We start from the raw sequence: 12,861 nt of genomic DNA, 5'->3' as shown, positions 1-12,861 counted from the left end.
GACACCCGAACAGAGAAGAGGCCGGTCCCCCGAGGGGACCGGCCTTTCTTTCCTTTCCGCGCGGCACCACCCGATTCCGAGAACGTCCGGCCGGGCCGATCTCGATCCGGTCCGGGCCGGGCTGGGCGCGGGTGCCGGGTGAGCGCGCCCGGCCGGTTCAGTCCACGTCGACGTCGTCGAGGAGACGCAGGAGACGCGAGAGCACGTGGACGCAGGCGGCGATCTCGGCCTCGGTGAGTTCGCCGTCGATCTGGCGCAGCACCGCGCGCTCGCGGTCGATCACGGCGGTGATGGCGGCCCGGCCCCGCGGGGTCAGGCGGATGAGCGAGGACCTCTTGTGCGCCGGGTTGGGGACGGCCCCGACCAGGTCCTGCGCGGTCGCGTCGTTGACCATGCGCTGCACGAACTGGCGGCTCAGCGCCTGGGCCCGGCCCATCTGGGGGACGGTCATGGGCCCGTGCTCGCGGAGCATGTTGAGCACGGCCCGCACCCCCACCGACAGGCCCTCGATCGGCGCCTCCTGCTCCACCTTGCGCTGGGCGCGCCGGTACAGCGGGCCCACCAGGTCGAACACCTCGATGAGCCGGTCGGCCGGTTCTGCGGGCACCGGGCCCCGGTCTGTCTCACTCACCCCACCATGATGACACCTAGGTTGTCATTCTGTGCAAATAATGACACCTTAGTTGTCATGACTGATCTGTTCTGGCTCGACACCGGCACCGGCCGGCCGATCGTCCTGCTGCACGGCGGCTTCGTGGACCACGGCATGTGGGAGGACCAGATCCGGACCCTCTCCTCGCGCCATCGCGTCATCGCGCCCGACGCCCGCGGTCACGGCCGCTCCCCCAACGCCACCGGACCGTACCGGCCCGCCGACGACGTGGCCGCGCTGCTGGGACACCTCGGCACCGGGCCCGCGGTCCTGGTCGGAGTCTCCATGGGGGCCTCCACCGCGGTCGACACCGCGCTGGAGCATCCCGGCCTGGTGGGCGCCGTGGTCGTCAGCGGCGCCGGCACCAGCGAGCCGTACTTCACCGACCCCTGGACCACGCGGGCTCTGACCGCCTGGCACGCGGCGATGGCCGCCGGCGACCTGGAGGCCTCGATCGAGGAGTTCATGGCCTTCGCCGCCGGCCCGCACCGCACCCTGGACGACCTCGATCCCGAGGTCGACGGCCGCCTGCGCCGGATGGCCAGGGCCACCATGTCCAAGCACACCGCCGACGAGGCCAACCCGGTCGTCCCGGTGCGCGACACCTGGGAGCGGGCCGCCGGGATCGGCGTTCCCGTGCTGGCCGTCAACGGCGCCCTCGACTCCCCCGACCACATCGGCATGGCCGAACGCCTGACCCGCGTCGTCGCCGACGGCCGCGTGGCCTCGATCGAGGCGACCGCCCACTATCCCAACATGGAGCGCCCGGAGGTCTTCGACGAGATCCTCGAGGACTTCCTGCGCACCGTGTGACCGCCGGCGACCGGGCACCCCTGCGGACCGGCCGCCGGCGGCGGATCCCACCCGCTCCCACCCGCTCTCGTCGGGGAACGGTGACCACGGGCCGGATCAGAGCGTGCCCCACCGCGGGCCGACGCCGGCGCCGGCCCGAACCGCCGCCGGCACGCCCGCCGGGTCGTCGAGCGTGTACGAGTAGTAGGTGCGCGGCTCGACGACGCTGCCCGCCGTCTCGGGGACGCCGGAGTTCACGAAGACGTTGTCGCGCCGCACGGCCCGGCCGGGCCCGCTGTCGGCGTAGCCGCTCGCCGAGAAGAGCGGATGGGGCACGTCCTGGAAGTAGTTGCCCTCCACCAGCACCCCGGCGTTCTCCGTCGAGGCCACGCCGTACAGCTCGTTGCCCAGGAAGTAGTTGTTGAAGACGTGGACCGGCTCGCCGAACCGGACGCGGGGATGGCGCTGGCGGCTGTTGTCGAAGAAGTTGTGGTGGATGGTCACCTTGAGCCGCCCGGCGTCGGTGCCCGCGGCGCCGTCGGAGTGGCTGATCAGCATGCTCTTGTCGGAGTGGTCGAAGTGGTTCCACGACACGGTGACGTAGTCGGCGCCGCGCACCACGTCGATGGAGCCGTCGACCGCGCCGGAGAAGGTGTTGTGGTCGATCCAGATGTGGTGCGACTCGCGGCCGACGTTGACGGCGTCGTCCTCGGCGCCGGTGAAGCGGAGGTTGCGCACGATCACGTTGTGGGAGCGGTAGAAGTCCAGGCCGCCGCCGGTGATGTGGCCGGAGGTGCCGACGCCGATGATGGTCTTGTCGGGCCGTACGCCCTGCTTGCTGGTGATGGCGATGGTGCCCGCCACCCGGATGACGAGGGTCTCCTTGCTGTCGATGTACTCCAGGAACTCCCCGGCGGTGGTGGCGGTGACCGTGCGCCCGCCGGCGCCCCCGGTGGTGCCGTTGCGGCCGATCGGACGGGTGGCAGGACCGGTCGGCCGGGCGGCCGGGTGGATGGTGCGACGGGTCGTTCTGACGGTGACGGTCCGGAGCATGGGCCTGCCTTTCGGATGGGGGCGCCCCGCCGGGAGAGGGTGATCTCGTGGTGCGGAGCGGTCTTTCCTGGCGGTACGGCGGGCGGACGCGGGCCGCAGGGGTGGCCGGGACGGCGGCCGGGGAGGGGAGATCGGTCCCGCCGAGGAGGGGACCGGTGAGACCGATCCCGCGGGGTGCGCTCAGAGGCCGATCTTGCCGACGCCCGCCCCGGCGGTGACGATCGCCGGGACGCTGCCGGGGTCGTCGACGGTGTAGGCGTAGTAGGTGCGCGGCTCGACGACCGTGCTGGCCGTCTGGGGCGTGCCGGAGTTCACGTAGCGGTTGCCGCGCTCGACGACCCGGCCGGGGCCGCTCTTGTCGTAGCCGACGTAGACGGGGTGGGCGACGTTCTCGAAGTGGTTGCCCTCCACCAGCACCCCGGCGTTCTCCGTCGAGGCCACGCCGTACAGGGCGTTGTCGCGGTAGTAGTTGTTGAGGACGTGCACCGGCTCGGCGAAGCGCACCCGGGGGTGGCGCTGGTCGGTGCCGTCGAAGAAGTTGTGGTGGTAGGTCACCCGGAGCTTGCCGATGTCGGCGGTGTAGGTGTCGGAGTGGCCGAGCAGCAGCGTCTTGCTGTGGTGGTGGAAGCGGTTCCACGAGACCGTGACGAAGTCCGACTCCCGCTTGATGTCGAGCAGGCCGTCGTGGCCGCCGGAGAAGTCGTTGTGGTCGATCCACACGTGGTGCGCCTTGTTGGTGACGCTGACGGAGTCGTCCGAGGCGTCGGTGAACCTGATGTTCCGGATGATCACGTTGTTGCCCGGGCGGGTCGTCGAGCCGAGCTGGAGGCCGCCGCCGGTGATCTCCGCGGTCGATCCCACCCCGAGGATGCTCTTGTCGGCGACCACGGTGATCATGTCGTCGACCGTGATCCGCCCGGAGACCCGGATGATGTACGGCCCGCGCCGCCCGGCGTAGTCCTTCAGTCCGGCGGCCGTGGTGACGGTCACGGTGGGCCCGCCGGCACCGCCGGTGGTCCCGTCGCGGCCCAGGGCGTCGACGGAGGCGAAGCCGACGGGACCGTCGGCCGAGAGACGAGCCGTGGCGGCGGCCTCGTGTACGGCGGCATGGGCGACGGGGGCCTGCTGTACGGCGGCGCGGGCGGCGGGGACCGCGGACCCGGCGAGGAGCGCGACCAGGGCAGTCACGCCACCGGTCAGCGTCACCGCCGGCCGGTGGCGGTACGGGGTCCGGGGCGCCGCGAGTCCTGCTCGGCCTGCCGATGGCGAAACGGATGATCTGGATGTCATGGATCGCTCTGCTTTCTGGGCGTTCGCCGTACATGCCGCGGCCGTTCCATGGCGGTCCGGCCACGACGCTTCGGTCCATGGCTGTTCGACCCGCGGCCCTCCGGCCGTGGTCGCCGCACACGGCGACGACGGCGGGGCACCGCCTCTTTCTCACGGGAGAACTCTTCTCACCGGGAAAAGGGGAAAGCGCTTTCCTTGACTAGCGCGAACGTACTTTAACAACCCATGCCAGTCAACAGTGAAGTCCCCAGAAAATCCCGTCTTGACTCCGGAGAGACGGCCGACCCCTTCCCCTCCGGCGATTCACCGATCCCAGACCACCGCTGCCACCTGCGAGGACGACCACTCCCCAGCGTCGGCGGCGATGCGGTCGCGAACGGGGTTCTTGACCCGCCACGCCCTGAGGCGTACAAGTGCGGAAGACCCGGACAGCGCTTTCCCTGACTTCGTACCAGAGCGTCCGGCCGGGCTCGCGCACGGCCGGACGCACCGGCGGAACGGGAGGTTCCACAGTGCGAAGAAGGAGAGAGCGCGGAGCCGTCGCGCTGCTCGCCGCGTTCACGGCGGCCGTCGCGGCCATGCTGTTCGCGGCGCTGACGCTGGCGCCGGTGTCCAGCGCGTTCGCCGCCACGCTGTTCGGCGACGACTTCGAGGACGGCGACGCCGGCGGCTGGTCCAGGTCCGGCGGCAGCTGGTCCGTGGTCGCCGACGGCTCCCGGGCCTACCGGCAGTCCGGCACCAGCGCGGACGCCCGGGCCCTGGCCGGCGCCGGCTGGGCGGACCAGGCGGTGCAGGCACGGGTGAAGCCGATCGCCTTCAACGGCGCCGGCCGGTACGTCGCGGTGGCGGCCAGGGCGCAGAGCACCAGCGGTTACTACTTCCTCGGACTGAGCAACGCGGGCTCGGTGGTCCTGGGCAAGCGGACCGGCGGCGCCCCGGTGATCCTCGACTCGGCACCGGCGACGGTGACCGCGGGCACGTGGTACACCCTCAGGCTGGAGGCGTTCGGCACGACGCTGCGCGGCTTCGTCGGCGGCGCGGAGGTCGTCTCGGCCACGGACGCCTCCATCGCCTCCGGCAGGGCGGGCCTGGCCGGTTACTACGCGAGCGCCTCCTTCGACGACGTGCTGGTGACCGACGTCGCCGGGCCGACCGGGCCGCCGCCCTCCCCCACCGTCACCCCGACCGTCACCCCGACCGTCACCCCCACGGTCACGCTGCCCCCGGGCTCCTGCGCCGCCTCCGGCTCGCCCCGCGGCTTCGCCTCGGTGAACGCCTGGGGCCGCAACGGCACCACGGGAGGCGCGGGCGGGCCGACCGTCGAGGTCGACACGGCCGGCGAGCTGATCTCCGCGATCGGCCGGAGCGGCCCCCTGAACATCTGCGTGCGCGGGATGATCGCGGTCCCGGCGGGGATGCACGACGTCACCTCGGACAAGACGATCGCCGGCATCGGCTCCGACGCCGGCATCAGCGGCGGCGGGTTCAACATCGGTCTGCCGGCCGACAACGCGGTCACCTCGCCGCCCGCCGACGCGGTGCGCAACGTCGTCATCCGCAACCTGACCTTCCGCGGCGCGACCGACGACGCGATCAACGTGCAGATGTTCTCCCACCACGTCTGGATCGACCACAACGACCTGTGCTGCGGCTACGACGGCCTGGTGGACATCAAACGCGGCTCGTCGTACATCACCGTGTCGTGGAACCGCACGCACGACCACACCAAGAACATGCTGCTCGGCCATGACGACGGCAACGCCGCACAGGACACCGGCCGGCTGAAGGTCACCTACCACCACAACTGGTTCGACCGCACCCCGCAGCGCAACCCGCGCGTGCGGTTCGGCGAGCCGGTGCACGTGTTCAACAACTACTACGTGTACAACACCGACACCGGAGTGGCCTGCCAGGCCGATGCCGGCTGCCTGGTCGAGGGCAACTACTTCGAGCGGGTCGAGGAGCCGGTGACGAACTCCTACGCCGGTCCGGCCGGCAGGTGCGTGGCGCGCGGCAACGTGTTCGCCGAGGACTCGGGCGCGCCCGACTGCAGCGGCAGCGTGCAGGAGGCCTCGGCCTACTACTCCTACACCCTCGACGATCCGGCCTCCGTGAAGGCGATCGTCACCGCGGGCGCCGGAGTGGGCAAGATCGGCGGCTGACCCCTTCACCCCTGGCCGGGCCCCGGATCGCCCGTCTGCCGGAGCCCGGCCGGGGCCCACAGCCCGGCCGAAATCACTTTGACTCGTGCTATATCTGCATCGCTTTGGGCAGGTGAGCGTGCATGGACGACACCGCAGATCACTTCGAGACCGGCGCTTCGTCTTCCGAGCAGCGCTGTAGCCGGACTCCGAACGAGATGGCCATGGGCGGCGCCATGGCCGAGGCCCTGGCCCGCCACGGCCACCACGCACTGGTGGAGGCCCATGAACGCGCGGCCGACAATCATCGCAGGCTCAGTCAGGCAGGGGCCGGCGATGTGGACGAGCACCAACGGCTGGAGCAGTGGCACCGCTGGTGCGCGGTGGTGGAGGACCAGCTCGCCGCCGAGGCCGACGTCAACCTACCCCGCCCTCCGGGGCCCTCCTGACCGCCCGCCCCCTCGCCGTCGCGCCGCGGGAGCCGGCGTGAAGGCGTAGAGGGTGAGGATGTCGGGGATCGGCGCGAGACCGGGGCCGCCGGCGCGGATCCAGGCCGCGATGTCGTCGGCCGCGTCCGGCTGGTTGACCAGGCCCAGCCAGACCGGCCGGCCGCCGGCGGCGCGTCCGGCCGGTGAGGGCTGCACGACGACGACGTTGGCCCGCTCGCACACCTTCAGGCAGTCGGTCACCCGCGTCTCGGCGACCTGCGACAGGCGGTGGAGCTGCCCGTCGTGATCGAGCCCGGGCACCGTGCGGGAGGTGCCGCAGCAGCAGCCGCGGCAGACGGTGATCCTGCTCATGCGTGTACGGCCCCGCCGGCGCGCTCCAGCGGGGCCGGACCCCGGGTGAGAGTGTGGTTCATCAGGCTCCTCGGGAGTCGTTCACGGCGCGTGCCCGCTGCGCGCGCCGCCTGGCGGGGTCGAGCAACGCGCAGTCGCCGCACATGCCGCCGCCGGGCAGGCGGTAGTACAGGCAGCAGCTGCGCCGGACGAAGAGCAACCGGCCCGCGGCGGGCTCGGACGGCTCGCCGGTCCCGCGCAGCGGTCCCCGGCCGAGCAGGTCACGGGCCAGCGCCGCGGCGGCGGCGGCCGTCCCGGGCCGCTGGAGGGCCATGACCCCGGCGGCGCCCACCAGGGCGGAGGCCGCGTTGCCCCACAGCAGACCCGGAGCGATCCTCACGATCCGCCGGACGGTGCCGGCGAGCGGTTCGAGCAGCCCGGTGACCACCGTGCGGTACAGCGGCCCGGCGGCCGCCGCGGGATCCGGGAACCACCGCCCGGCCGGGCGGGACAGGCGCAACGGCAGCGGCCCGCCGGCGTCCGCCCGCCAGTGCACGGACTCCGGGTCCAGGCCGACGAGCAGGCCGTGGGCCACCACGGCGCCGACGGCGGGTGACCACAGACGGGCGGCGAGTCCCTGGAAGCAGATGGAGGCGGCCACCCGGATCTCGCCGGTGCCCAGCCTCGCGGCCACATCGATGATCATGTCCTCCAGCACGGCCGGGCCGGTGAGCAGGTCGGCCAGGGGACGCCAGCCGCCGTCCGCCGCTCCGGAGCCGGAGGACGACCCGGTGCCGGAAGGCGACTCGACGCCGGAGGACGACCCGGCCTCCGAACACGGCCCGGCGCCGGAGGACGGCCCGATGCCGAGGTGGAAGTAGCCGCCGATCGACGAGACGTCGGCGACCGCCCGGGCGACGGACGCGCCGGGAGAGCCGCCCGCCGTACGGGCAGCCGGAAGGCCGGCACGCCGGTCCTGCGGCATGGTGGCCACCGTCCTTTCCCGGGGGATCCGCCCCGATTCCCTGAGGAGGCGACCGCACCGGGCATACTCCCACAGACCACACCGAGCGCGTATCCGCCCGGGGTACGGCCCGGGCCGTGGAGAGGAGCGACCGATGCCCGACCCGATGCCGTGGCTGCCCGGTCTGCCGGTCATCCAGGCGCCGATGGCCGGCGGGGCGTCCACCCCCGAACTGGCCGCCTCCGTGTCCGGCGCCGGAGGACTGGGGTTCCTCGCGGCCGGATACAAGACGGCCGCGCGGATGCGGCAGGAGATCGAGCGGACGCGCGGGCTCACGCCCCGTCCCTTCGGGGTGAACGTGTTCATGCCCACCGCCGACGAGGCCGACCCGGCCGAGCTCGACGCCTACGCGCGGGTCGTCGAGGGAGAGGCGCGGCGGCTCGGCACCGAACCGGGGGTCCCGCACGGCGGTGACGACGACTTCGCAGCCAAGATCGAGGATCTGCTCGCGGCCCCGCCCGCGCTGGTGAGTTTCACCTTCGGCTGTCCCGAAGAGGCGCTCATCCGGGCGTTGCGGAGCAGGGGCGCCGCCGTGGTGGTCACGGTGACCTCGCCGGCCGAGGCCAGGCTGGCCGCGTCCGCCGACGCATTGTGGGTCCAGGGACGGGAGGCGGGCGGGCATCGGGGCTCGTTCGCCAACAACGACGACGAGGCGGCGGACCTGGACACCCTGCTGTCCCGGATACGCGAGGTGTCCCGGCTCCCGCTCATCGCGGCCGGCGGCATCGCCTCGGCGTCCGACGTCTCCCGGGTCCTGTCGGCGGGAGCGGTCGCGGCGGCGGCGGGCACCGCCTTCCTGCTGTGCCCCGAGAGCGGCACCGGTGCGGTCCACCGCGCGGCGCTGACCGACCCGCGCTTCACCCGGACCGGCGTGACCAGGGCCTTCACCGGACGTCCCGCGCGCGGCCTGGTCAACCGGTTCATGACGGAGTACTCCGGCCTGGCCCCCGCCGCCTACCCGCAGGTGCACCACCTGACGGCGCCGCTGCGCAGGGCCGCGGCGGCGCAGGGGGACGCCGAGACCCTGCACCTGTGGGCCGGAACCTCCTGGACCCGGGTACGGCCCGCCCCGGCGGCGAGCGTCACCGCGGACCTGGCCGCGATCTGAGGCGCTCCGGGACCGGCTCCGGCCGGTCTCTAGTCGGCGATGCCGATGGTCTGCTTGATCGTCTCGGGCCGGTCGAGGGCGTGGAGCATGCAGTGGGCCACGTCGGCGCGGGAGACGAACAGGCCGCGGCGCAGGTTCCGGCCGTAGGCCGTCCGGTAGGCGCCGGTGAGCGGCCTGTCGGTGAGCCGCGGCGGCCGTACGACGGTCCAGTCCAGCCCGCTGTCGCGCAGGAGGTCCTCCATCCGTGCGAGATCGGCGTAGTGCTCACGCAGGATCGCCTTGACCAGCGGATAGGCCAGGGTTCTGACCAGGAACCCGTCGCCCGGGTCGTGCCGGGGAGGGCGCGGGCGGCCGGGCGAGGGCACCGTGCCGATCGGCGCGGCGCTGACCACGACGAGGCGGCGCACCTCGTTCGCCTGCATCGCCGAGACGACGGCCCGGGTGCCCCGCTCTGCGACTCCGGCCTCGGACCTCGCCCGCGGGCCGAGACCGGACAGGACCGCGTCGGCTCCCTCGAGCGCGGTCCGCAGCGCCCGCGGGTCGGCGGCCTCCAGGTCGACGGCGACGACGCGTGCCCGCGTGAACGGCAGTTTGCGGGGGTTCCGTACGACCGCCGTGACATCGTGGCCCGCGGCGACGGCCTGGTCGAGGAGCTGCCTGCCGATACCGCCGGTCGCCGCGAAGATCGCGAGTTTCATCCGCCGTCTCCCTCCTGTGAGCCGTGGCCGTCCCGTCACATCTGCCGGGTCCGGTTCGTCACCGTTATGACGAAACACAGCGAGAGGATGTGACCGATGGGCGGAGACGACTTCCTGGCCGAGCGGTTCGAGACGCACCGGCCTCAGCTGCGGGCGGTGGCCTACCGGATGCTCGGCTCGCTGAGCGAGGCCGACGACGCCGTGCAGGAGGCGTGGCTGCGGCTCAGCCGTTCCGGCACCGGCGGCGTGCAGAACCTGGCCGGCTGGCTGACCACGGTCGTCGGGCGGGTGTGCCTGGACATGCTCCGCTCGCGCGCCACGCGGCGCGAGGATCCCCTGGACGAGCCGCCGGGCGCGCGCCTGCCCGACCCGATCGTCGGCCGTGACCCCGGGAGCGATCCCGAGCACGAGGTCCTGGTGGCGGACGCGGTCGGCATCGCGCTGCTCGTGGTGCTCGAAACGCTGGCCCCCGCCGAGCGGCTGGCGTTCGTGCTGCACGACATGTTCGCCCTGCCCTTCGAGGAGATCGCGCCGATCGTGGGGCGCTCCCCCGTCGCGACCCGGCAGCTGGCCAGCCGGGCACGCCGCAGGGTGCAGGGGTCGGTCCCGGCCCCCGAACCGGATCTCGCCCGCCAGCGCGCGGTCGTCGACGCCTTCCTCGCCGCCGCGCGCGGCGGCGACTTCGACGCGCTGGTGGCCGTCCTCGACCCCGAGGTCGTACTGCGCGCCGATCGCGGCGCCGTACCGGCGGGCGGGCTGCGGAAGGTCCGCGGCGCGGCGGCCGTGGCCGGGCAGGCGCTCACCTTCCGGCGGCTCGGCCGCTCCGCCCGGCCGGCGCTGGTGAACGGGGCCGCCGGGCTCGTCACCGTCGCCGGGGGAAAACCGGTGGCGGTCATCGGCTTCACCATCACCGGTGGCCGGATCGTCACCATCGACGTCCTCGCCGACCCCGACCGCCTGCGCCGTCTCGACCTGGCCGTCCTCGACGGCTGACCGCCGGCCCGCCGGTCCACCGCCCGCTCCTGCGGGACGGGCGGTGCAGGCCCGTCCCGCAGGAGTCCGGTCAGAGCGTCTTGTAGTAGACGGCGATCGGGAGCAGGGTGCACCCGAGCCTCTCGTAGAGAGCTCTGGCGGGCGCGTGGAAGGCGTCGCCGCCGGTGCCGATCTCGACCACCTCGGCTCCGAGGGAGCGCATCTCACCGAAGGCGTGCTCGCACAGCGTGGTGCCCGCGTGGTGCCGCCGGTGCCCGGCGGAGACGGCGAGGTGCGTGACGGCCCCGTTCCTGCGAGCCGGGTCGACGCTCCAGGCCACGTACCCGGCGACGGCGCCGTCGATCTCGGCGACCGCGACGTACTTGTGCCGAGCCGGGTCGTGGAGTCCGGCGACCTGCTCGCGATAGTCGCCGCGCCAGTCGCCGTGCTGGTTGGCGAAGACGACCTCGCCCACCAGGGGGCGGAAGTGGTCCTCGTAGAACGGCCCGAACGTCTCGATGGTCAGCTCGATGAGCCGCGCCAGGTCGTGCTGAACGAATGAGCGGATGAGCATGGAAGTGCGCCTTTCAGGCTGAGGGCTTGATACCGAACGGAAAAAGGGCGTCGGTCGGCCCGCTCACGGCCCGATGTCGGCGGTGAGCCGGCCCTCAGCGGCGGATACGCCAGGCGGCGAAGCACTCCACGGACACCACGATAGGTCTGCCGGACGGCGGCGTCGACTGCAATATCCCGGCCCCGCGTCGATAGCATCCCCACCATGATCCATGACGATCTGGCGGCCCTGCGGGGGTGGTCGACGCGGCAACCGGGGGTACGGCTGGTCGAGGGCCCGCCGCTCACCGACGAGGAGATCGACCGCCTGCCGGATCTCATCGCCGATCGATACCCGTACGAGCTGTCGGTGCCGTTCCGGCCCGAGGACTTCCCCGTTCCCCGCAGCTACCGCGAGTTCCTCCGGGCCTGCTCGCATCTGCGCATCGAGTATCAGGGCGACGGCGGCCGGGCGGTGTACCAGCCGGTCAACATCTTCCCGCCGCAGGAGGTGGCACGGGGGCACGCGTTCATGCCCGGCGGCACGCTGTACGACGACGAGGAGATCCACACGACCTTCCTCGTGGCCTTCGCCACCGCGGGCTACCGGGCGGAGGCCGGCCACTGGTGCTTCTATACGGGTTCCGACGTCGAAGGCCGCGAGGGCGAGCTGCCGATCATGTCCGAGAGCAACGACTTCGGATGTGATCTGGCCAAGTTCGTCGACACCGGGCTGTGGGTGCCGGACGCGTTCAACCAGCCGGCGACGCTGTCGTTCGAGGACTGGTTCCATCGGCTCGTTCGAGTGGTGACACGAGGCCCGTTCGATCCGGAGCTCACCGACGAGGTTCCGAACAGCTTCTATCCGCCGTCCGCATGACAGATGACGTCCTCTAGGCCGCGTAGTTGCGCAGGACCCGGAGGGCGGCGGCCGCGTGGGGGCCGGTGGCCCGCAGGCCGGTGTCCCGGGGTGCCAGCCTGCGCGCGCCGACCCGGCAGAACTCGGCCGCGGACCCGCTGATCAGGGAGGGGGCCTCCGGGTCGCCGAACCGCCACGGCTCCCCGCCGGGGCCGGTGAGCTCGCACCGTACCGGGCCGCCCTCCTCACCGGCCACCGCGAACGCGTAGGGCAGGGTGCGCTGCGCCAGCCGGGCGATGTGCCACAGCCGCGCGGTGTCGGGATAGTCGATGCCGAGCGGGACGGTGATGTCCAGGGCGTGGGCCCAGTGCTCGGCCAGCCGGGTCGTGGCGAGCGTGCGCGGGGACAGCGGGACGGTGGCCCACGGCAGCCGGTCGCCGGGCGCGCAGCCGGCCAGGGCGGCGGGTGTCGCGGCGGTGGCCTTGCGCCATCGGTCGAGCACCAGGTCGGGCGGGGTGTCACGCTCTTGGGCGACCCACTGGCCGGCGAGCGCGTCCATCGTGACACCGCCCGGCCGGGTGAAAGCGCCACGCTCCCCGGCGGCGTCACCGTCCCCGGCCGAGCCGCGGTCTCCGGGTCCTCCGGCGGCGTCACCGTCCCCGGTCGTGTCACCGTCTCCGGCGGCGCCGCGTTCCCCGGCGATGGACGTGAGGACGAACTCCTCGGTCTGGGCCAGGTGCAGGACCACGTCGCAGACGCTCCACCCGCTCGCGGCGGACGGGCGCGCCCACATCTGCGGGGTCAGGGCCGCCAGCACGGCGTCGAGCCGCCGGTACTCGGCGGCGAGATCGTCAAGGATGTCCGTTCCCTGCGCCATACCCGTGACTGTATCGAATTTTATTCTGTTCCGCCGGACGGAGAGGCCCTGCGGCACCGGAGGC

The 12,861-nt window shown here is 72.8% G+C and carries 14 protein-coding genes; 6 read left to right on the top strand and 8 right to left on the bottom strand.

What is annotated here, in order from left to right; genetic code table 11:
* Positions 1 to 157: 157 nt before the first annotated feature.
* The gene (locus Pta02_RS35615) at positions 158 to 631 is read right to left on the bottom strand and encodes a MarR family winged helix-turn-helix transcriptional regulator (RefSeq protein WP_203879427.1); all 474 of its coding nucleotides are present in this window, start codon (positions 629 to 631) and stop codon (positions 158 to 160) included.
* 57 nt (positions 632 to 688) lie between these two features.
* Between Pta02_RS35615 and Pta02_RS35610 the strand changes: the two genes are divergently transcribed.
* A complete protein-coding gene (locus Pta02_RS35610; protein WP_203879426.1) occupies positions 689 to 1,465 on the top strand; it encodes an alpha/beta fold hydrolase in 777 nt (258 codons plus the stop codon).
* A gap of 96 nt (positions 1,466 to 1,561) precedes the next feature.
* On the opposite strand, the gene Pta02_RS35605 is transcribed toward Pta02_RS35610, so the two are convergent.
* Positions 1,562 to 2,497: a pectate lyase family protein gene (locus tag Pta02_RS35605; RefSeq protein ID WP_203879425.1), complete on the bottom strand. Its 936-nt coding sequence runs from the start codon at positions 2,495 to 2,497 to the stop codon at positions 1,562 to 1,564.
* Between the two features lie 180 nt (positions 2,498 to 2,677).
* Positions 2,678 to 3,685, bottom strand: a complete 1,008-nt coding sequence (locus Pta02_RS35600; RefSeq protein ID WP_203879424.1) for a pectate lyase family protein — start codon at positions 3,683 to 3,685, stop codon at positions 2,678 to 2,680.
* A 614-nt stretch (positions 3,686 to 4,299) separates the two neighbouring features.
* Between Pta02_RS35600 and Pta02_RS35595 the strand changes: the two genes are divergently transcribed.
* Together Pta02_RS35595 and Pta02_RS35590 are read left to right on the top strand one after the other, a co-directional pair.
* The gene (locus Pta02_RS35595; RefSeq protein ID WP_203879423.1) at positions 4,300 to 5,949 is read left to right on the top strand and encodes a pectate lyase family protein; all 1,650 of its coding nucleotides are present in this window, start codon (positions 4,300 to 4,302) and stop codon (positions 5,947 to 5,949) included.
* Between the two features lie 203 nt (positions 5,950 to 6,152).
* Positions 6,153 to 6,377: a hypothetical protein gene (locus Pta02_RS35590; RefSeq protein WP_203879422.1), complete on the top strand. Its 225-nt coding sequence runs from the start codon at positions 6,153 to 6,155 to the stop codon at positions 6,375 to 6,377.
* Here Pta02_RS35590 and Pta02_RS35585 read toward each other — a convergent pair.
* Positions 6,351 to 6,728, bottom strand: a complete 378-nt coding sequence (locus Pta02_RS35585) for a hypothetical protein (RefSeq protein ID WP_203879421.1) — start codon at positions 6,726 to 6,728, stop codon at positions 6,351 to 6,353. The two genes, Pta02_RS35590 and Pta02_RS35585, sit on opposite strands and share 27 nt — an antisense overlap.
* Before the next feature lie 61 nt (positions 6,729 to 6,789).
* On the bottom strand, positions 6,790 to 7,692 hold the full coding sequence (locus Pta02_RS35580; protein WP_239131490.1) for a (2Fe-2S)-binding protein: 903 nt from the start codon (positions 7,690 to 7,692) through the stop codon (positions 6,790 to 6,792).
* A gap of 133 nt (positions 7,693 to 7,825) precedes the next feature.
* Here Pta02_RS35580 and Pta02_RS35575 point away from each other — a divergent pair, with 133 nt between their 5' ends.
* Complete coding sequence (locus Pta02_RS35575) at positions 7,826 to 8,839, top strand: nitronate monooxygenase (protein WP_239131489.1); 1,014 nt, start codon at positions 7,826 to 7,828, stop codon at positions 8,837 to 8,839.
* A 29-nt stretch (positions 8,840 to 8,868) separates the two neighbouring features.
* Here the strand turns inward: Pta02_RS35575 and Pta02_RS35570 are convergent, their stop codons facing one another.
* Positions 8,869 to 9,537, bottom strand: coding sequence for an NAD(P)-dependent oxidoreductase (locus Pta02_RS35570; RefSeq protein WP_203879419.1), 669 nt, complete (start codon positions 9,535 to 9,537; stop codon positions 8,869 to 8,871).
* A gap of 96 nt (positions 9,538 to 9,633) precedes the next feature.
* On the opposite strand from Pta02_RS35570, the gene Pta02_RS35565 reads away from it, so the two are divergent.
* Positions 9,634 to 10,530 (top strand): sigma-70 family RNA polymerase sigma factor, encoded by an 897-nt coding sequence (locus Pta02_RS35565; RefSeq protein WP_203879418.1) that lies wholly within the window; start codon positions 9,634 to 9,636, stop codon positions 10,528 to 10,530.
* A gap of 70 nt (positions 10,531 to 10,600) precedes the next feature.
* Here Pta02_RS35565 and Pta02_RS35560 read toward each other — a convergent pair whose 3' ends face one another.
* On the bottom strand, positions 10,601 to 11,083 hold the full coding sequence (locus Pta02_RS35560) for a GNAT family N-acetyltransferase (protein WP_203879417.1): 483 nt from the start codon (positions 11,081 to 11,083) through the stop codon (positions 10,601 to 10,603).
* Positions 11,084 to 11,287: 204 nt separating this feature from the next.
* On the opposite strand from Pta02_RS35560, the gene Pta02_RS35555 reads away from it, so the two are divergent.
* The gene (locus tag Pta02_RS35555) at positions 11,288 to 11,941 is read left to right on the top strand and encodes a hypothetical protein (RefSeq protein ID WP_203879416.1); all 654 of its coding nucleotides are present in this window, start codon (positions 11,288 to 11,290) and stop codon (positions 11,939 to 11,941) included.
* Positions 11,942 to 11,954: 13 nt separating this feature from the next.
* Here the strand turns inward: Pta02_RS35555 and Pta02_RS35550 are convergent, their stop codons facing one another.
* Positions 11,955 to 12,797 (bottom strand): maleylpyruvate isomerase family mycothiol-dependent enzyme, encoded by an 843-nt coding sequence (locus tag Pta02_RS35550; RefSeq protein ID WP_203879415.1) that lies wholly within the window; start codon positions 12,795 to 12,797, stop codon positions 11,955 to 11,957.
* Between the last annotated feature and the right edge of the window lie 64 nt (positions 12,798 to 12,861).

The organism is Paraplanobispora takensis (genome assembly GCF_016863195.1).
In the GTDB taxonomy this organism is placed as follows: Bacteria; Actinomycetota; Actinomycetes; order Streptosporangiales; family Streptosporangiaceae; genus Planobispora; species Planobispora takensis.
The sequence above is the reverse complement of the archived record's forward strand: the minus strand, read 5'-3'. Positions and strand labels throughout refer to the sequence as shown.